Here is a 20,243-nt window from a genome sequence, read left to right on the forward strand (position 1 = left end):
TCCCATTCATTTTCATATTACTGTGAACTTTATTCTGCATCATTCATCCGAATGATTTTCAGACGGCATTCCTTCTCCGGCCTGCTGCGGACGGTAACGCACTGAAAAACCGTCTTTATAACGCATATCGACATATTCCAAGCGTTCTTTGTTCTGACGCAGTACCGAAGGCCAAACCTGTACAAACCGCTCCAAGCGCTCTACTTCGTCTGTGCGTCCCAAGCGTATGACCAAACCGCTTTCCAAAACCAACGACCATGCCGAACGTGGCGTATGCTGTAACTCGGCAATTTTCAGCCCCAACGGCTTCAAAGTGGTTTGAAACAGGTGGTAATGGCGCACCATATCTCCTGCCGATTCACTGTTGCCTTCAAAACGGGGAAAGTGCTCATCTGTCGGTGCTTGAAAAATCTTACCTTGCTCGTCAACCAAACCGGATTTATTCCAACGCGCTACCGGAACATGTTCTTCCAAAATAATTTCCACCGTATCCGGCAGACGGCGGCGGACCAATGCGCTCTGAATCCACGGCAAACTTTGAAATGCTTCTTGCGCGCCGTTCAAATCTGCCTTAAAAATATTTCCGCGAATATATTTCTGCGCAATCGTCTGCAGCTGCTTGCTGCCGACCCTCTGCAAATCTCCCTCGATTTTAACCTGCTTGATCGGAAAATAAGGCGAGTTATATAACCACACACCGCCTGCCGACAGCAATATCAAAACCGTCAGCAGCTTCAACCAACCGATCATGCGCGCCATAGCGCTTGCATTATCCCACATGAGCTGTCTTTAAAATCTCTAAACACAAATCTGCAAAGCCCATACCGGTAACGGCGGCGGATTTAGGCACCAGGCTGTGACTGGTCATACCGGGCAGCGTATTGATCTCCAAAAGATAGAGCTTGCCGTTTTCATCTTTCAGAAAATCCATTCTTGAGCATCCCTCCGCACCGATGGCTTCAGCACCTCTGGCTGCCAAATCGCGCATCAAGGCTTCATCCGCTTCGTTCAAATCCGAAGGACACTGATACACGGTGTCGTTACGGTTATACTTGGCTTCGTAATCATAAAATTCCGTTGCCGGGATAATGCGGATGCTGGGCATGCCTTTGCCGTGCAACACCGGACAGGAGTATTCGCCGCCGCCGACAAACCGCTCGGCAATCACTTCACCTTGCAAATGCTTCAATTCCTCGTAAACGGCTTTCAGACGGCCCGGTTCTTTAACTTTAACCACACCGACACTGCTGCCTTCCGCAGCAGGTTTGACAAACATCGGCAATCCCAGTTTCTTTTCCACCGCCTCAAAATCGCTGTCATCACGTAAAACGGCAAATTCCGGAACAGGCAGCCCCAAGGCTTGCCAAATCAATTTACAGCGGTATTTGTCCATACCGATGGCAGAAGCGGCAACTTTGCTTCCGGTATAGGGAATGCCCAGCAACTCAAGCGCACCTTGAACCGCACCGTCTTCACCGTATGTTCCGTGCAATATATTAAAGGCCGTCTGAAAACCTTGTGTTTTCAATTCACTTAACGGCATTTCTTTAGGGTCAAAGGCATGGGCGTCAACACCTTTGCTTCTCAAAGCTTCGACAATGGCGGCACCGCTTGCCAACGACACCTCGCGCTCGCTGGAGAAACCGCCCATTAATACTGCTACTTTGCCAAAATCGTTCATTTTAAAATACTTCTTTCTTTTTTCAGACGGCCTCAAACTGAAAGGCCCTCTGTTTCATTATGGTTTTTGGCACAAATCAACCAAAGCCTGAGGCACTTTGTTAATACTGCCCGCCCCCATAGTCAGCAACACATCACCGTCCTGCAAAACATTCAACAAAGTTTGCGGCAACGCATTGACATCTTCGCAATAAATCGGCTCAAGCTTGCCCAGCACACGGATGGCACGCGTCAATGCGCGCGAATCGGCAACATTAATCGGTTCTTCACCGGCGGCATAAACCTCAGTCAACACCACACTGTCGGCCGTGCTCAACACTTTAACGAAGTCTTCAAACAAATCGCGGGTTCGGGTGTAGCGGTGCGGCTGGAATGCCAATACCAAACGGTTATCGGGATATGCGCCTCTGGCTGCCGATAAAGTTGCTTCCATTTCAGCAGGATGATGACCGTAATCGTCGATCAGTAAAGCCTTGCCGCCTGAAGGTAAAGACAGTTCGCCGTAAGACTGGAAACGTCTGCCCACCCCGGCAAATCCTGCCAATCCCTGTTGGATGGCTTCAACCGAAGCCCCTACTTCCAAGGCCACGCCGATTGCAGCCAACGCATTCAACACATTATGACGGCCGGGCATATTCAAACGCACTTCAAACGGCTCGAGGCTGCCGTCTTTCACATGAACGGTAAACCACATTTGTGCACCGTTGGCACGGACATCGGAAGCATAAATATCGGCCGAATCGTCCAAGCCGTAAGTGGCAAAAGGCTTGCTGATGCGCGGTACAATCGCCCTCACATGTTCGCTGTCGATACAGAGAAATGCTTTACCGTAAAAAGGCATACGGTGGATAAAGGTTACAAACGCCTGATGCAGCTTTTCAACGCTGTGGTCGTAGGTGTCCATGTGGTCGGTATCGATATTGGTTACAACCGACATGATGGGCGTTAAGTGCAAGAAAGAAGCGTCCGATTCGTCGGCTTCGGCAACGATATACTCACCCGTGCCCAAGCGCGCATTGGTACCGGCGGCAGTCAATTTACCGCCGATTACGAAAGTGGGATCCAAACCTGCGGCAGCCAAAATGGAAGCCGTCAAACTGGTCGTGGTGGTTTTACCGTGCGTACCGGCAATAGCAATGCCGTCTTTGAAGCGCATCAATTCTGCCAGCATCAACGCTCGGGGAATAACGGGAATTTTTCTTTCACGCGCCGCAACCACTTCGGGATTGTCGGCCTTGACTGCAGTCGACGTAACCACAACATCCGCATCGGTTACATTCTCTGCGGCGTGTCCGTAATACACGCGGACACCCAATCCGCTCAAATGGCGGGTAACTGCGCTCTGCGCCTGATCGGAACCGGATACTTTAAAATCTAAATTGTGCAAAACTTCGGCAATTCCGTTCATACCCGAACCGCCGATACCTACAAAATGAATATTGCGTACTCTGTTTTTCATGATTTCTGTTCCGATAAAATTATTGTTGTCCGCGCAAAAGCGTTATTGTAAAGGGCTGCAATAATATATACCACGATTTTAATGTAAAGGATTCCGCACGACACTGCGGCTACCCAAACGGCATCGAATATTTTTCAGACGGCCTGATTCAAATACTTAATATTGTTCTTTTTTCTCAAGAAACCGTATGCACAGCCGCTTCCGCAACATCCGACGCGCTGTGCGGCAAAGCCAGCGTACGCGCGTTTTTCGCCCATTCCAAACACGTTTCGCGCGTCAACCCGCCCAAAACTTCAGACAGCTTTTCAGCCGTAAGCTGGGATTGCGGCAACAGCAAACCGGACTGCGAATGCACCATAAAACGCGCATTTGCAGTTTGATGATCGTCAACCGCATGGGGATACGGCACCAACAGCGCGCCCAAACCCGCCGCCGTCAACTCGGCAACCGTCAACGCTCCGGCACGGCAGATCACCAAATCGGCATCACGGTAAGCCGATACCATATCGTCGATAAACTCGACACATTCGGCCTGCACGCCGAGCGAATCGTAATCCGCCTGCAAATTACCCAATTTGTTTCTACCCGACTGATGGTACACGGTCGGACGCTGCGCTTCCGGCAATAAAGCCAATGCCTGCGGCACAGTCTTATTTAAGATATCCGCGCCCAAGCTGCCGCCCATTACCAAGATTTTCAGACGGCCTTGTCTGCCGGCAAAGCGTTGTTCGGGCTCAGGCAGATTGGCAATGTCCGCACGCACGGGATTGCCGACCAAGCCGTCCGGATTATCAAACACTTGCGGAAACGCATACAATACTCTGGCAGCCCAACGCGAAAGCTGCTTGTTGGCCAACCCGGCAATCGCATTCTGCTCATGAATCACAATCGGAATACCGGCGATTTTCGCCGCCACGCCGCCGGGAAAAGTCACAAAACCGCCGAAACCGATTACACCGTCCACACGGTGCTTTTTGATGATTTTCAAAGCCGCCTGAACGGTTTTCCACAATGTAAACGGCAACATCAGCTTGCGCTTCCAACCGTTGCCGCGCACGCCTTTAATCGCCAGCGTTTCCAACAGAATATCGTGTTGCGGCACAATACGGGTTTCCATCGCCCCTTCGCTGCCCAACCAAATCACATGATGACCGCGTCCGCGCAGCGCTTCGGCAACCGCCAATGCCGGGAAAATATGCCCGCCGGTACCGCCTGCCATCAACATAAATGTTTTTCCGCCCATTCCGGCCACCCTCCAACTCTAGTCTTGAACCTTATAACCGCGCATTTTCAGGCGGTTTTCATAATCGACCCGCAGCAGCAGCGCTACCGCCAGCAACATCATCACCAAAGACGAACCGCCGTAGGACATCAACGGCAACGTCAAACCTTTGGTCGGCAGCATCCCGATATTCACACCGATATTGAAAAAACTCTGGATACCGATCCAAATACCGATGCCTTTTGCCACATACGCATTGAAACTCAACTCCAAATCCAAAGCCTGTTTGCCGATGGAAAACGCACGCCAGACCAGCCAGCCATAACAAAATACCAGCATACTCAAGCCGAAAAAGCCGAATTCCTCGCCGACAATCGCCAAAATAAAGTCAGTATGCGCTTCAGGCAGATAAAAACGCTTCTCCAAGCTGGCACCCAAGCCGACACCGAACCACTCGCCGCGCGCAATCGCCATCAACGAATGGGTCAGTTGATAACCCTTGCCCATCGGATCTTCCCAAGGATCCATAAACGCCGCCACCCTCGCCATACGGTAAGGCGCCATCACAATCAGGCCGGCCATCGTAACCAAACCGAAGCAGATAATGGCAAAAAACCATTTCCACGGCAGGCCGGCCAAAAACAGCAGCCCCACCGCCACCACCGACACCACCACAAACGAACCGAAATCGGGCTGCAACATAATCAGCCCCAACCCGGCACCGACAGGCAGCGCAGGCCAAGCCACTTTTGACAGTTTCAACTGCGTCAACAGTTCCGCACGACGTGCGAAAAAGCTGGATAAATACAGGATGATCGCCAACTTAAACATTTCTGTCGGCTGCACATTGAACGCACCGAAACTCAGCCAACGCCGCGCGCCCTTAATGTCTTTGACCGCAAACAGCAAAACCGCAATCAGCATCAGCAGGCTGAACAGCAAAATAAACGGCGTCCATTTTTTCCACAACGCCATCGGAAACCTTGCCGCCACCAAGCCGATAATGCTGCCGCCGGCCAAAAACATAGCTTGTTTTTTCAGAAAACCCCAATGGGAATCGTAAGAAATGGTTGCCGAATAAATCATCAGCAGGCTGAACGCAGACATCAGGATAACCATCCACAGCAAAGACTGGTCGTATTTCCAACCATCTTTCAGAATCTTACGGTCCAAAATTTTCGATTCGGTTATCATGACGTTTCTCTATTATTGTTTTGCGGTAATTGATCAAATGACTTCAATAAAATCAGACGGCCTCAAGCAATGTCGCCTGTACGCACGCAAGCATTAGCACAAAACGGCCTGCACAACCGCTCTCTTTGCGCACAAACACATCAAAGCCGTGAAAATAGGGGTAAATCTTAAATTTTCAGACGGCCTCAATCATAAGGCCGTCTGAAAATGATCGGCAATTTCCATAAAAAGCAAGTTATGCCCGTCGTTTATGCCATCATAGCGCAAATTGCCGCAACAGATAGCAGACTTATCTTTGGTTTACGGCAATAAACTTATCTTGGCACAATGCAGCCTTCACATCATAATTTCAGACGGCCTATATGGCTTGAGGCCGTCTGAAAAACCTTATAAAGCCTCAAATGCCTCAACAAACACCTGCGCCCGATGCGCATAGCCTTCAAACATATCGAAGCTCGCGCAAGCCGGGCTGAGCAAAACGATATCGCCGCTTTGTGCCAGCTTGTAGGCCGTCTGAACGGCTTCTTCCAGCGTTGCGCAGTCAATCAAGTCCACACCGCAGCCGGCCAAATCGCGGCGGATCAGCGGCGCGTCCTCACCGATCAGCAGCACGGCGCGGGCTTTGTTGTGCAGCGCGGCTCGCAGGGGCGTGAAATCCTGCCCTTTGCCCTGCCCGCCCGCAATCAACACCAGCGGGCTTTGCAAACCGGCAATGGCGGCGGCGGTGGCACCGACATTGGTACCTTTGCTGTCGTCGATAAACGTGATGCCGTTTTTCTCGCCGACTTTTTCCACTCGGTGCGGCAAGCCTTTAAAGGTTTGAATATGTTGCAGCAATTCGGTTCGCGGCAGGCCGACGGCTTCGCACAAAGCCAAAGCCGCCAACACGTTCGCCGCGTTGTGCAAGCCTTGCAGGGGAATGGCGGCGGTGTCCAGCAAATCGTTTGCACCGGCTTTCAGACGGCCTGTCTGAACATCCGTCCAATAATCGGCCTGCCCTTCCAACGAAAACCATTTGATGTCGCGGTTCGGGCGTTTCATGGCGCGGCACATCGCGTCGTCGGCATTGAGCACCTGCACGCCGCTGCCGCGAAAAATTTTGTCTTTGGCGTGGGCATAATCGAGCAGGTCGTCGTAGCGGTCGAGATGGTCTTCGGAAATGTTCAGCACCACCGCGGCATCGGCGGCAAGATGGTCGGTGTTTTCAAGTTGGAAGCTGGATAACTCGAGCACCCACACGTCCGCCGCTTTGCCGCCGCGCTGCATATAGGCTTCCAACACGGGCGTGCCGATATTGCCCGCCACCACGGTGTCCAGCCCGCATTTTTCGCACAGATAACCGACCAAACTGGTAACGGTGGTTTTGCCGTTGCTGCCGGTGATGGCGATGATTTTGTCGCTTTTGCCTTTCAACTCGTGCGCCAGAATTTCCACGTCGCCCAACACCACGCCACCGCTTTGCTTGAACGCCTCGATTTCAGGCGTGCGCTCGCTGATGCCAGGGCTGAGGGCGAGAATATCGAAACCGTGTACCAAAGCATCGTTCAGACGGCCTGTATAGCAGCTCAAGCCGTTAAACCGCTGCTTCAACTCCGCCTCGCGTTCGGTTTTCAGACAGGCATCATAAGCCGCCACCTGCGCGCCCTGCCGCTGCAAAAACGCAATCATCGAAACACCCGTGCCGCCCAAGCCGGCGACTAGGATTTTTTTGTTTTGCCAGTTCATTGTTTATCTTCTTTTATATTTATTATTTTAAGCTGATTCCGACAGCCGTTTTTTACTAAGCCAACAATTTCATAGTCAGTGCAAACGGCAGCAACGCGCCGCTGACCCACACCAACAGCCACATCATCAGATTATCGGCAAACCTGCGCAATAAGGCGAAATAGCCCCAAGCATAAAGCCCGACCGCCAGCGAACCTATCAACATGCCCGACAAGCTCGCCGTAGCGGCCAACGTCCACAACGCCGTAAATCCGGCATAAGCCACCGCCCACTGCCAGGCGTGATATCGGTCGTAGTGATCCTGCAGTTTGCCAAAAACCAATAAGCTCAATATCTGTAACATCCGTTTTCTCCGTCAATCATGGCACTTGTTTTTAGCATATGGTTTTATGTGCCATGTGTTTTATACGCCTTACCGTATCGGCCTTATTTTTCAGACGGCCTGATCAACGGATCTTCAGCGTACTCAAACCCACCAATACCAACACGATGGTAATAATCCAAAAACGCACCACAACCTGCGTTTCCTTCCAGCCTTTTTGCTCGTAATGGTGGTGGATCGGCGCCATCAGGAAAATGCGTTTTTTCGTGCGTTTATACCAGCCGACCTGCAGCATTACCGACAAGGCTTCCACCACAAACAAACCGCCCATAATAAACAGCACGATTTCCTGGCGGACAATCACCGCAACCGTACCCAATGCCGCACCCAAAGCCAACGCGCCCACATCGCCCATAAACACTTGTGCCGGATGTGCGTTAAACCAAAGGAAACCGAGACACGCTCCACACATGGCCGCGCAGAAAATCACCACTTCGTTCGCACCGGCCACATAAGGCAGCTGCAAATAAGCGGCAAATTGGGAGTGTCCGCTCGCATAGGCAAACACAGCCAAGCCGCCGGCGACCAACACAATCGGAAACGCAGCCAGGCCGTCCAAGCCGTCAGTCAGGTTCACCGCATTCGACGTACCGACAATCACAAAATACGTCAGCACGATAAAGCCGATACCGCCCAAAGGATAAGCAATCTGTTTGAAAAACGGCACGATAAACGCGCTGCTCGAACTCAAGCCGGCGATATAAAACAAAAACACGCCGGCAAATAAAGCCACTGCCGACTGCCAAACCATTTTAAAACGCGCCGAAACGCCGTTCGGATCTTTATAAACCACCTTACGCCAGTCGTCGTAAAAGCCAAGCGCGCCGGTAGCCAGCAGCACCAGCAGCAAAATCCAAATATACGGATTCGCCCAATTGCCCCATAGCAGCGTGGAAACGGTAATCGCCGTTAAAATCAGCGATCCGCCCATCGTAGGCGTACCGGTTTTAATCAAATGGGTTTGCGGCCCGTCGTGACGTACGGCTTGGCCGACTTTCAACTCGGTCAGCTTACGGATGGTCCAAGGACCCAGCAGCAAAGAAAATCCCAAAGCCGTCAGCGCCGCCATCACGGCGCGGAAGGTGGTGTATTGGAAAACGTTTAGCGCAGAAATCCAATCACTGAAATGAGCTAACCATAAAAACATGGAAATCTTTCCTTTTTTATTGATATTTTTATTAAAGAGGCCGTCTGAAAAAAGCGGGTGCTCCCGTTTCTAAGCAGAATCAGTCAAATTATACAAAATCAGAACAGAGCAGCGCAGACCGCCCAACCGAATCCCGCACCCCAACATCAAAGCCTGTCGGCGTGCCATACAGACTTAATTCACACCGTTGCGTTCAATCACACATATCGGATAACCGCCCGGCTGCCTGCCACCGCCCAAATCCAGGCACAAATCATCATAAACATGGGCTTGGAATTTCATGCCTGCGTAAAAAGCGGCCGCCAGAGCGGTGAGGAAAATAACGGTTTTGAGTGTTTTGTTCATTGTAAAATATTGACTTACGAATGTATCTGTTTTCTCAACACAGGCCGTCTGAAGATTTCAGACGGCCTTATCCAACAACGCCTCAACCACTTCTTCCATCTTCATAAAGCGCGAGCCTTTTACCAGCACATTCGCCTCTTGCGGCAAATCATGTGCCAGCACTTGAATCAGAGGGTCTTTGTCGGCGAACCACAGGCCGTTGCCGCCGAAGGTTTCAGCCGCGTGCGCGCTGTCGTTGCCGACAAAATAGGCTGCTTCGATGCCTTTGCTGCGTGCGTATGCGCCCACTTCGGCGTGCATGGCGGCGGCTTCGTCTTCACCGAGTTCGCCCATATCGCCCATCACGAACACGCGCGGGGCGGGGAGTTGGGCGAGCACATCGATGGCAGCTTTCATGCTGTCGGGGTTGGCGTTGTAGGTATCGTCGAGCACGGTTGTGCCTTTGATGCCTTTTTTGATATTCAGACGGCCTTTGATGTTGGCAAAACCGGCAAGGCCGTCTGAAATTTCTTGCAGGCTCAATCCGGCTGCTTGGGCGAGCGCGGCGGCGGCCACGGCGTTGTGGACGTTGTGTTTGCCAGGCACGGGCAGTTTGACGGCGGCGCGCTGGTTGCCGCACACCAAATCAAATTCGCAGGAAAGCGGGTTCAACACGATATTTTCCGCGTGAATACCGCCCTCTTCTGCACCGAAAGTTTGGCATTTCAAGCCTTGTGTTGCGGCTTGGAAAACAGCGGCATTCGGGTCTTGGCAGGGAATCAGGGCGAGGCCGTCTGAATCCAGCCCTTGATAAATCTCGCTTTTGGCTTTGGCAATATCGCCCACACCGTCGAAACCGCAGCCGACATGGGCGCGCAGGGCGTTGTTGACCAAAGCCACATCGGGCTTGGCAATGCGGGTCAGCTCGGCCAACTCGCCGAAGTGGTTCATGCCCATTTCAATCACGGCATAGCGGTGCGCGGGCGTGAGCTTGAGCAGAATGAGCGGCAGGCCGATATGGTTGTTGAAATTGCCCGCCGTCGCCAGCACGGCCTCTTCGCCGAAACGGTGGCGCAACACGGCGGCCAGCATTTCTTTGACGGTAGTTTTGCCGGACGAACCGGTGATGCCGAACACAAACGGGTTGATATTTTCCCGCCACGCACGCGCCAAATCTTGCAGGGCTTTGAGCGTATCGGCCACTTTCAACGCACCCGGCAGCGCGGCGCAATCTTCGCGCGACACCACGGCGGCAAGCGCGCCTTTTGCCAATACGTCTGCCACAAAATCATGTGCGTCGAAGCGTTCGCCCGCCAGTGCGAAAAAGACATCGCCGCTTTGAATATCGCGGCTGTCGGTAACGATGCGTTTGACGGTTTGGTTGTCAGACGGCATCGGGAGGTTTAGGGTTTGGCAGATGAAGTTTAGGTTTAAGGGTTTCATGTTGGTTTAAATCTTTTCAGGAGACGACACTCTCGGTTCGGCCGCCTGTTGGTTTTTTATATGTTGAATGTTTTTTACAGCTAACCATATGAATAAAATAGCCAGAAAATTGATGCTGGTGGAATTCCCATTACTGCCGAAGCTGAAAGCAAACCTTAATACGCCACTCAAATCAAAGAAAAAACCATCGGCACGATATATTTGTATCAACCCGAGCCCATACACGATTAACATTTGTTTAAAGCCTGTTATTCTATATTTAAAGGCATTCCATGCTGCCGACAAAGTAAAACCGCTCAACGCCAACAGAATAAGAATATTCCACCATACCAAAGTTTGCGGTGCCACAACGGCCTGGAACATCAATTCAAGCGGCCACTTCATTCCTTGCAAAAAAGTGAGCCATGCTAAAAACTTACCGCTTTTGGGTAAGCGCGAATAATCGGGAAAAAAGTTTTTAAACCACTTCATTTTTCAGACGGCCTATCTACTCTGATCAATCAACGGATAAGGATTCACCGCACCGCTTGGCAAATAAACGCCGTAATGCAGATGCGGGCGGGTGTTTTTGGCATTGCCGGTTTTACCGACATAGCCGATAACTTCGCCTGCTTTCACGCGGCGGTAAAGTTTGCGGTTGGCGAATTTGTCCAAATGGGCGTAGTAATGCCACGCGCCCGGGCCTTGTATGCCGATCACTTTGCCGCCCAAACGGTTTTTGCCGAGTTTGGTCACGATGCCTGCGGTGGTGCTGCGTACCGGCGTGCCCGTTTTGGCGAAAATATCCACACCTTCGTGTTTGCGGCCGCCGCTACGCGGTGCATGCCAACTGTCGTCGAAGGAGTGGCCTTTTACCGGGTTGATCAGGCTTTGCTCGGTGGGCGCGGGCATGGCTCTGAGTGCGGCTAATTCTTGGGTGGGGCGTGTGGTGTGTTTGGTTTGGCAGCCCCATAGAAAGATTAAGCCGATAACACACAATATCTTGCCTGTATATTTCAACATCACGTGGTTAACATCCTTTCTTGCCATTCAGACGGCCTGCTAGCTAGGAAGAGGCCGTCTGAAAGTAAACTTTGTGAGCTTTTCCAAAACTATCTTCCCGCCAAAGCCTTTTGCGCTTCGTCGAAATCGGAAAAATAGTGTTTCTGACCCTGCACGTCCTGATAGGTTTCGTGGCCTTTGCCGGCAATCAGGATGATGTCGTTGGCGGCGGCGTGTTTAACCGCGTATTCGATCGCCGAGCGGCGGTCTGTTTCGACGTGTTCGGGTTGGGGCACGGCGGGGAGGATGTCGTTGATGATGTCGGCCGGTTCTTCCATGCGCGGGTTGTCGCTGGTTACGACGACTTTATCTGCGCCGGCCACGGCTGCCGCGCCCATCAGCGGGCGTTTGCCTTTGTCGCGGTTGCCGCCGCAACCGAACACGCACCACAGGTTTGCGTCTTGCGGTTTGATTTCCTGCAAGGTGGCAAGCGCTTTTTCGAGGGCATCGGGGGTGTGGGCGTAATCGACGACGACCAGCGGTTTGCCGGTGTTCATGATGCAGTCCATACGGCCGGTGGCGGGGCGGATTTGGGCAAGCACGCGCAATACTTCGGCCAACGGGTAGCCTGCCGAACACAATACGCCGACGCACGAGGCAAGGTTTTGTGCGTTGAAGCGGCCGAGCAAGCGGGTTTTGACTTCGCCGCTGCCCCACGGGGTGTCGAGCTGCACGGTCATGCCGTCTGAAGAGGCGGTAAATCGGGTGATGCGGATATCGGCCTGTTCTGCAAAGCCGTAGCCGTACACGTTTAATTCGGGGCGTTCTGTTTTCAGACGGCCTGCCAGTGTTTTGCCGAACGGGTCGTCCACATTAATCACGGCGTGTTGCAAACCTTGCCAGTAAAACAGGCGGGATTTGATTTCGCCGTAGGATTCCATGCTGCCGTGGTAATCGAGATGGTCGCGGGTGAGGTTGGTGAACACGGCCGTCTGAAAAGGCACGCCGTTAACGCGGAATTGGTCGAGGCCGTGGCTGGAGACTTCCATCGCTACGGCTTTTGCGCCTTGCTGTTTGAACCGGTGCAGCAGGGTTTGCACGGAAACGGGATCGGGCGTGGTGTGGGTGGCTTCTTCCAGCGCGCCCCAGAAGCCGTTGCCGACGGTGCCGATGATAGCGCATTTTTCGTCCAACAAATCCGCTGCTTGTGCCAGCCATTGGGTAACGGAGGTTTTCCCGTTGGTACCGGTTACGCCCCAAACTTTGAGGCCGTCTGAAAGATTGCCGTACACTTGGGCAGCTACGATTCCGGCGCGGGTTTTCAGGTTTTTAATGCCTTGATTGGGCACGTTCCATTCGGGATTCCACGCGAATTTGCCGTCGTCGTCCCAAAAAACAAAAGCCGCACCGTTGGCGACTGCTGACGGGATAAAATTCCGGCCATCCGTGTACTCTCCCTGGCAAGCAACAAATATGTCGCCTGCCTGCACTTTTCTACTATCCGAATGCAATACCGCCCCTGCTGCATATTCACGCAGCAGGGGTGGCAATTCGGATTCAGCTAAAGGTGTTTGTTTGCTGAACATGTCATTTTCTCTTTACTGACGAAACGATACCGATGAACATGTAAGTCGTCACAAACATCCCCACAAACACCGTTTCTTACCACTTAACACTCCGCGCCCGATGAGTGATTTTTTGGTAAATCTCATCTTGGTAAATTTCGCTTACCGGCACAACATAAAACAATTCGTTACTTCGGGTAAACCTATTAATCAGATCCCGTTCGAAATTAAACACCGCATGACGCAAACCGTTCAAACCGCGAAACAACATTACACGCCATGATGAGTAACCATCCGTATTCGGACGAATATCGTTCATCGCATCCAATGCCAACAATTTATCTTTTACGTCGTCAGCCGAAAGCGGATGCGAATAAATCGATTTAAAATAAAAAGGCTGCTCAAATTTAGGCGGCAAAGATAAAACCGAACCGACTTTACCTAAAGGATAATCATCATAAATATGATGCACGGTATGCAAAAATAGAGAGCCTTTACGGTAATCCAATTTTTTCATGGCTTCCAACACGGCAATGGTTGAAAACTGATGATCAGGATGCGTATCAATATTGGGAGCAGGCGCTATCACAATATCCGGCTGGAAACGGTCGACAATATAAGCCATATTATCAACCAGACTGTTCCAATTCGAACCGCCTGTCAAACCCTTGGCAAATTCAGAAGTATTACCGCTACGGAATACTTCAATATCCGCAGTATCCAACTTCATCGAAGGAATATTCTGCTCCGGATTCTGCTTCATCGCTTCCAAAGTACTGTCAAAAAAGCCCAATTGCAGAATCTGTTCAGACGGCACGCCGCCGAGCAGCGGAACAGCTAAACTGTTCCATACGCGTATCCGCCCTTTTTGCAGATAATGCTTATGAAATTCCTCAGGATTATTAGGGTTGTAAAGGTTGCTATAAGAAAAAGCCCCGTTTTCACCCGCCGTTACCGTAACCACAAAAGCCTTATCGGTCTGCTGACTGTAAATACCATATGCGGCGATTTCTGCATCGTCAGGATGCGGCGCAATAATCAGAACCTTTTTATTACCTAAATCTTCAGCAGGGTAAACAATTAAACCGCAGGTCTGATTGGGAATCGACACGCCCGAACCCGACAACTTGATTTCCTCACCCGTCATACTGAAAGTATGACTCAAATTCAGATAACGTAAGCCTTTAACACCATATTCCAAATACTGCTTGCGGACACCTTCGGATGTTTCGATTGAAACATAAGGCATCCGATAATGTCCTTTCAATGTGGAATACACGTTAACTTCCAACAAAACCGTCGAACCGGGTTCAATATCGCCGGGTAAAATCAGACGGCCTTCTGAAACTTCCACAAAACAGGTAGGCGTAACTTCAAAATTATAGTTACGCCTTACATCATAAGCAAACAATCTGGGATAGAAAAAGTAGAAGAAAGCCAATCCGCCGGCTACTGCAATACAAGCAAAAGCCAACAACCAAAGCAGCACTTCCATCGCCACTCCATTTCACAATCATTAATACACGATACAAACGTGAAATCATATAACATATGAAATCGGAATGGCTTAATTTTTACCCAAAATTAATATTTAACTAACAAATATATATAATTGATTTAATTGTAATTATGTTTATATTTATGGTGTTAACGGCTTAGTGGGTTCAACACCCAATACATTCAAACTGCTTGCCATGATATTTTTAAATACCGGGCCGGCAACCGTGCCGCCGTAATAGCCGTTAGCAGAAGGTTCGTCCACCGTTACCGCTACAATAACCCTCGGCTTCTCTGCCGGAGCGAAACCGATAAATGTTGCTACGTGTTTGTCACTGGCATAGCGTCCGCGAACCAATTTACGCGCCGTACCTGTTTTCGCCGCAACATCAAACCCTTCCACCGCACCGGCAGTACCGGTACCGCCTTTTTCAGTTACCGAAACCATGATTTTTCTGACTGCACGAGCCGTCTCGGGCTTGATTACACGGTAGCCGGTCGGCGCTACTTGTTGTTTTTCAAAGCTTACCGGCAACAATTCACCGTCATTGGTCAATACGGTATAGGACCGTGCCAATTGCAGCAAACTTACCTGCAAGCCATAACCGAACGACATGGTCGCCTGTTCGATCGGACGCCATTTCTCCCATTTTCTCAACAAACCTGCCGACTCCCCCGGGAAACCGGAATGCATACGCTGACCTATACCCAAACTACGGTAAAAATCATACATTTCTTGTGAAGAGAACATGGCAGACAATTTGCTGGTGCCGACATTCGAAGATTTCTGCATAATGCCCCGCACGTCCAAAGAAGGATAAACGTGGGTGTCGCGCACTGTTGCAGGGCCTATTTTATAAGGTTGCGTACTAAACCAACTGTTTACACTAACTTTGCCTGCATCCAAAGCTTTTGCAATCGGGAAAGGCTTGATGGTGGAACCCGGCTCAATCATATCCACCACAGCACGGTTTCGGCGCGACTCTTCAGAAGCGCGGGCAGGATTATGAGGATCGTAAGCCGGACTGTTGACCATTGCCAGGATTTCCCCGGTTTGCGCATCCAACACTACCACGCTTCCGGCTTTCGCTCTGTGATGGGCAACAGCTTTATTCAACTCTTCGTGAGCCAAAGTTTGAATACGTTGATCTAGAGACAAAACGATATCCCTACCGTTTTTAGGCTCGCGGTTACGCGGAGAATCCAAGCTGTCTACAATATTGCCTTTATTGTCGCGCAATACGACTTTGGCACCATTTTCCCCCCTTAAATCGTCCTCACGAGCCAGCTCCAAACCTTCCTGACCTTTACCGTCGATATTGGTAAATCCGATAATGTGGGAAAACAGATTACCCATAGGGTAATGACGCTTGGATTCGCTGTGAAATGCCAAACCTTTGATACCCAAAGCCTTAACTTCATCCGCTTCCTGCTTGCCCATCTGGCGCTTCAAATAAATGAAGTCTTTGTCTTTTTTCGATAAGCGCTTGGCAATCGTTTCGACAGACACACCTGTTAATTGGGAAAGCTTTGACAATTGTTCTTCAGACGGCATCTCCGTCATTGCAGAAGGCACTGCATATAGAGACTCCGCAGGCGCATTCAATGCCAAAGTGGCGCCGTTACGGTCAACAATAGAACCGCGTGAAGCAGGCTGGACAATGGTTCGGACAAAACGCTTTTTACCCTGCTCCTGCAAAAACGCATGCTGCTCGGTATGAAGATAGATACTTCTCGCCAATAAACCCGCAAAAGCCAACCCCATCAACGCCAAAACCGTCACAATACGGGTATTGGTTGTTTTAACGGGCTGTTTAGGCCGCCTTCCTGCCGATTTCATTCTCGGCTTATATTTATTCTCAATTAACATAGCAACTTCTCTAGAATTAAATTATTAGATTTTTATAACTAACGTACTTCTATTATTTGCGTGTCTGCAGCACTCGGCGGATGCAGATTCTGGCGATCCGCAGCCTGTTTGATCAGTTTGTGGCTCGCCAATTTGGCCTGTTCCAGCTTTAAACGGGCGTACTCCTGATCCAAATGCGCTTCCTGTTTTTCAGCTTTATCCAAAGCAATATAGTATTGTCGCGATTGGTTTTGCACACTTACTACGCCCAAACCCGAACCAAAAACCACCAGCAACAAAACAACATTCAGTTTATTGATCATTTTTCAGACGGCCTTTCTGTTTCAAAACAGCCATCCGTACGCTCCGCCACCCGCAAAATTGCCGAACGCGAACGGGGATTGGCACGAACTTCATCTTCTCCCGCCTTAATTGCTTTTCCTATTAACATCAAAGGCGGGACAGGTAAATCCTCCTCTTTCACCGCCACCCATTTTGGAAGCGCTTCATGCTGCGAATGCTTTTTCATAAACTGCTTCACAATACGGTCTTCCAAAGAATGAAAAGCAATCACAGCCAACCGTCCTCCGGATTTCAGACGGCCTACCACTTGGGGCAAGACACCCTCCACCTCTTCCAATTCGCGGTTGATAAAAATACGGATTGCCTGAAATGTCCGTGTTGCCGGATCCTGCCCGCGCTCTCTGGTGCGGACATTTTTTGCCACAAGCTCGGCAAGTTTGCGCGTCGTATCAATCGGCGCCTCCTCACGCTGCACCACAATCGCCCGGGCAATCTGACGGCTGAACCGCTCTTCTCCGTAGTTTTTAATCACTTCATGGATTTCCTGCTCGGTTGCGGAAGCCAGCCATTCAGCAGCCGACACTCCTCTGGTTGTATCCATGCGCATATCCAAAGGCGCATCAAAGCGAAAACTGAATCCACGCCGGCCATCGTCAATCTGCGGAGAAGAAATGCCTAAATCAAACATTGCCCCGTCAATCTTATCGATGCCCAATTCGCCCAAGGCCGTCTGAAAATTCACGAAACCATCATGAACTACACTCACACGTTCATCCTCGGCCGCCAAAGATTCAGCAACAGCAATCGCTTGGGGATCTTTGTCAAACACAACCAAACGGCCGTTTTTACCCAGCTTGGACAACAACAGCCTGGAGTGCCCTCCCCTGCCGAACGTACCGTCCACATAAATTCCATCGTTTTTTACTGCGAGTGAATCGACCGTTTCATGCAACAAAACCGTTATATGTTTAAATTCTTCCACTTCACTCACAGCTGCAAATCCGTCTGACTTAATTCAAATGCCAATTCATCAGGATCGATATCCAACGCACGATTGATTTCATCTTCCCAATGTTGCCGCCCCCACAATTCCATCCTATTGGCACGGCCAACCAGCGTTACCTCTTTATCGAAATCCACTCTGCGGCGCAAGTTTGCAGGAAGAAGAACCCGGCCCGATGCATCCAAATCCAAAGTATCCGCATTATGCAAAAGAAGATTTTGATAACTTTGCAACTTCGCGTTACCGGCCACTTTCAAAGCCAACAACTGACCTACCACCCGTTCCCACTCCGACTCAGGATAAACCAACAACCTTTGACGGGAATCGATGGTTACCACAACCGACGGCGTATATTTTTTCGACAACAAATCACGGAACTTGGCCGGAATAGCCAATCTTCCCTTGCTGTCGATAGTTAATTCATAAACGCCACCAAACACGAAAGCCACCTGAAATTATTTCAATTTGATTTCCATCTCTAAAACAGCAAAATGCACCACTTTACCCCACTTTGCCCCACATATCGACACTATAGGGAATTTTCAACATTCGGTCAAATTGCAAATGACTTAAAAAACAAAGCAGAGACAAACACTTAACTACCATTTAACCGACAAAAAAGCCGAACGACAGCAAGCCGGCGTCGACAAAAACCATGAAGAATTAAAAAATATTCATAAAAAACAAAAACCTGATTTAAAATACTGCCTTAGCATATCCAATGCAGCCAAACACATAACGGCGCTATAATACAACTCCCCTTTCATTAATAATTTACACATCCTAACAATTTCATGATTACCGATTTACCTCAACCCACTCCCGAAGCCCAAGCATCCAGCCAAGCCCTGCAAGCTTTAATCAAAACAGAAATACAGAAATCCGGTGGCTGGATTCCCTTTTCCCGATTCATGGAATTGGCACTCTACGCCCCCAGATACGGTTACTACACCGGAGGATCACACAAAATCGGTAACTCAGGTGACTTTATTACAGCCCCCACACTTACCCCATTGTTCGGGCAAACCATTGCCCGCCAACTCGGACCCTTGCTAAAGCAGACTTCCGGCAATATTTATGAATTCGGCGCAGGCACGGGAGAACTGGCAGCAACCATACTGAAAGAACTTAGCGAAGAAATTAACCACTACTACATCATCGAAGTTTCCCAAGAATTAGCCGAGCGCCAGCGGCAACATCTTCTGGAAAACATTCCGGAGGCACTGCCCAAAGTCCGTCATTTGAGCACTCTTCCGGATTTTTTTAACGGTATTGTGATCGGCAATGAAATATTAGATGCGATACCGTGCGAACTGATTTGCCATCAAAACGGTTCTTTTCTTCAAGTCGGCGTATCCGAAACCGCAGAAAGGCTGACTCAAGCCACCCGTGAAATCAGCGATGCCTCACTTTTCTCACTCGCCACCAAATATATTCCGCCACTCGAAGGCTACACCAGCGAACTACACCCGGCGCAATATGCTTTTATCCAAACCATAGGCCGAAAATTAGCACAAGGTGCCATGATATTCATTGACTACGGTTTCGACGCACAACAGTACTACCATCCCCAACGCCACATGGGAACATTTATCGGACATTACCGCCATCACAGCATACATGACCCTTTCTTCAATATCGGCCTGACCGACCTAACCAGCCATGTCAACTTTACCGATATCGCTCAGTCCGGCACGGATATCGGTTTGGATTTAATCGGCTATACTTCCCAAGCAAATTTTCTGTTAAATCTTGGTATTGCCGACTTGCTGACACAAACCGGCCGGCCCGATTCGGCTGAATACATACGGTCGGCCTCTGCCGTCCAAAAGCTCATTAACCAGCACGAAATGGGGGAATTATTTAAAGTTATAGCTTTCGGAAAAAATATTGATGTAGATTGGCAAGGCTTTGCCTATGGCGACATCTGCCACAAGCTTTAATTTTTTTTCATTAAAAAATCAAAGGACAAAGCAAAAATCATAAAAAAATGATTGCCCAAATCGGATTTTTCCGTATAATTGCGTTTTCATTCAACGGCGAATTAGCTCAGTCGGTTAGAGCAGAGGAATCATAATCCTTGTGTCCGGGGTTCGAGTCCCTGATTCGCCACCAAATTCTTCGGGGGTATAGCTCAGTTGGTAGAGCGCTTGCATGGCATGCAAGAGGTCAGCGGTTCGATCCCGCTTACCTCCACCACGATAAAAAGACTCAGAATTTTTTTCTGGGTCTTTTTATTTTTACTTTCCAATCAGTTCTGCTTGATAAAAAACAGAATCTTAAATCTCATCGAAAGCTATATTTCAGCTTTGAGGCCGTCTGAAATTTCAGACGGCCTCAAATATACACCATAGTTACCTTCTCCCGCTTCCAACCTAATCCGACTGACCTCTTCTTTGCCTGATTCTCCTTGAAAGAAGACAGATTTAGATTTAATCTTGCAAACCGAATATTAAACTTTCTTTATCA

General features: G+C 49.9%; 19 protein-coding genes and 2 tRNA genes. 3 read left to right on the forward strand and 18 right to left on the reverse strand.

Annotation, left to right across the window (positions count from 1 at the left end; translation table 11 throughout):
- Positions 1–39 precede the first annotated feature (39 nt).
- The 18 genes from EL309_RS04865 to mraZ all read right to left on the reverse strand — a co-directional run bounded on the left by EL309_RS04865 (position 40) and on the right by mraZ (position 18,214).
- Positions 40–780 carry a cell division protein FtsQ/DivIB gene (locus EL309_RS04865; protein WP_004283215.1) on the reverse strand — a complete coding sequence of 247 codons (741 nt, stop codon included), beginning with the start codon at positions 778–780 and terminating at the stop codon, positions 40–42.
- Positions 770–1,681, reverse strand: coding sequence for a D-alanine--D-alanine ligase (locus EL309_RS04870; protein WP_004283216.1), 912 nt, complete (start codon positions 1,679–1,681; stop codon positions 770–772). Before EL309_RS04870 ends, EL309_RS04865 begins: the two co-directional genes overlap by 11 nt.
- Before the next feature lie 57 nt (positions 1,682–1,738).
- The gene (gene murC, locus EL309_RS04875) at positions 1,739–3,142 is read right to left on the reverse strand and encodes a UDP-N-acetylmuramate--L-alanine ligase (RefSeq protein WP_036494709.1); all 1,404 of its coding nucleotides are present in this window, start codon (positions 3,140–3,142) and stop codon (positions 1,739–1,741) included.
- A gap of 172 nt (positions 3,143–3,314) precedes the next feature.
- Positions 3,315–4,382, reverse strand: a complete 1,068-nt coding sequence (gene murG, locus EL309_RS04880; RefSeq protein WP_004283218.1) for an undecaprenyldiphospho-muramoylpentapeptide beta-N-acetylglucosaminyltransferase — start codon at positions 4,380–4,382, stop codon at positions 3,315–3,317.
- Positions 4,383–4,400: 18 nt separating this feature from the next.
- The gene (gene ftsW, locus EL309_RS04885) at positions 4,401–5,555 is read right to left on the reverse strand and encodes a putative lipid II flippase FtsW (RefSeq protein ID WP_004283219.1); all 1,155 of its coding nucleotides are present in this window, start codon (positions 5,553–5,555) and stop codon (positions 4,401–4,403) included.
- Between the two features lie 387 nt (positions 5,556–5,942).
- Positions 5,943–7,280, reverse strand: coding sequence for a UDP-N-acetylmuramoyl-L-alanine--D-glutamate ligase (gene murD / locus EL309_RS04890; RefSeq protein ID WP_004283220.1), 1,338 nt, complete (start codon positions 7,278–7,280; stop codon positions 5,943–5,945).
- A gap of 55 nt (positions 7,281–7,335) precedes the next feature.
- On the reverse strand, positions 7,336–7,623 hold the full coding sequence (locus tag EL309_RS04895) for a hypothetical protein (RefSeq protein ID WP_004283221.1): 288 nt from the start codon (positions 7,621–7,623) through the stop codon (positions 7,336–7,338).
- A gap of 103 nt (positions 7,624–7,726) precedes the next feature.
- Positions 7,727–8,809, reverse strand: a complete 1,083-nt coding sequence (gene mraY / locus EL309_RS04900; protein ID WP_004283223.1) for a phospho-N-acetylmuramoyl-pentapeptide-transferase — start codon at positions 8,807–8,809, stop codon at positions 7,727–7,729.
- A gap of 174 nt (positions 8,810–8,983) precedes the next feature.
- The gene (locus tag EL309_RS10685; protein WP_004283224.1) at positions 8,984–9,154 is read right to left on the reverse strand and encodes a hypothetical protein; all 171 of its coding nucleotides are present in this window, start codon (positions 9,152–9,154) and stop codon (positions 8,984–8,986) included.
- 57 nt (positions 9,155–9,211) lie between these two features.
- Positions 9,212–10,576: a UDP-N-acetylmuramoyl-tripeptide--D-alanyl-D-alanine ligase gene (locus tag EL309_RS04905; protein ID WP_040669666.1), complete on the reverse strand. Its 1,365-nt coding sequence runs from the start codon at positions 10,574–10,576 to the stop codon at positions 9,212–9,214.
- A 6-nt stretch (positions 10,577–10,582) separates the two neighbouring features.
- Entirely contained in the window at positions 10,583–11,047 is a 465-nt protein-coding gene (locus tag EL309_RS04910; RefSeq protein ID WP_004283226.1) for a hypothetical protein, read from the reverse strand.
- A gap of 12 nt (positions 11,048–11,059) precedes the next feature.
- Positions 11,060–11,578 (reverse strand): M23 family metallopeptidase, encoded by a 519-nt coding sequence (locus tag EL309_RS04915; protein WP_193777276.1) that lies wholly within the window; start codon positions 11,576–11,578, stop codon positions 11,060–11,062.
- 89 nt (positions 11,579–11,667) lie between these two features.
- Positions 11,668–13,143, reverse strand: coding sequence for a UDP-N-acetylmuramoyl-L-alanyl-D-glutamate--2,6-diaminopimelate ligase (locus tag EL309_RS04920; protein ID WP_004283228.1), 1,476 nt, complete (start codon positions 13,141–13,143; stop codon positions 11,668–11,670).
- Positions 13,144–13,219: 76 nt separating this feature from the next.
- Entirely contained in the window at positions 13,220–14,617 is a 1,398-nt protein-coding gene (locus tag EL309_RS04925; protein ID WP_004283229.1) for a PIG-L deacetylase family protein, read from the reverse strand.
- Between the two features lie 144 nt (positions 14,618–14,761).
- On the reverse strand, positions 14,762–16,489 hold the full coding sequence (locus EL309_RS04930) for a peptidoglycan D,D-transpeptidase FtsI family protein (protein WP_004283230.1): 1,728 nt from the start codon (positions 16,487–16,489) through the stop codon (positions 14,762–14,764).
- 38 nt (positions 16,490–16,527) lie between these two features.
- On the reverse strand, positions 16,528–16,791 hold the full coding sequence (gene ftsL, locus EL309_RS04935) for a cell division protein FtsL (RefSeq protein ID WP_004283231.1): 264 nt from the start codon (positions 16,789–16,791) through the stop codon (positions 16,528–16,530).
- Positions 16,788–17,762, reverse strand: a complete 975-nt coding sequence (rsmH, locus tag EL309_RS04940) for a 16S rRNA (cytosine(1402)-N(4))-methyltransferase RsmH (protein WP_107726597.1) — start codon at positions 17,760–17,762, stop codon at positions 16,788–16,790. The genes ftsL and rsmH overlap by 4 nt, the downstream gene beginning before the upstream one ends.
- A complete protein-coding gene (gene mraZ / locus EL309_RS04945; RefSeq protein ID WP_036494729.1) occupies positions 17,759–18,214 on the reverse strand; it encodes a division/cell wall cluster transcriptional repressor MraZ in 456 nt (151 codons plus the stop codon). Before mraZ ends, rsmH begins: the two co-directional genes overlap by 4 nt.
- A 354-nt stretch (positions 18,215–18,568) precedes the next feature.
- Between mraZ and EL309_RS04950 the strand changes: the two genes are divergently transcribed.
- The 3 genes from EL309_RS04950 to EL309_RS04960 all read left to right on the forward strand — a co-directional run bounded on the left by EL309_RS04950 (position 18,569) and on the right by EL309_RS04960 (position 19,973).
- Positions 18,569–19,717, forward strand: a complete 1,149-nt coding sequence (locus tag EL309_RS04950) for a class I SAM-dependent methyltransferase (protein WP_004283234.1) — start codon at positions 18,569–18,571, stop codon at positions 19,715–19,717.
- 95 nt (positions 19,718–19,812) lie between these two features.
- Positions 19,813–19,889: transfer RNA gene (locus EL309_RS04955), tRNA-Met, on the forward strand.
- A gap of 8 nt (positions 19,890–19,897) precedes the next feature.
- Positions 19,898–19,973: transfer RNA gene (locus EL309_RS04960), tRNA-Ala, on the forward strand.
- The last annotated feature ends 270 nt before the right edge of the window (positions 19,974–20,243 follow it).

Source organism: Neisseria weaveri (assembly GCF_900638685.1).
Classification (GTDB): Bacteria; Pseudomonadota; Gammaproteobacteria; order Burkholderiales; family Neisseriaceae; genus Neisseria; species Neisseria weaveri.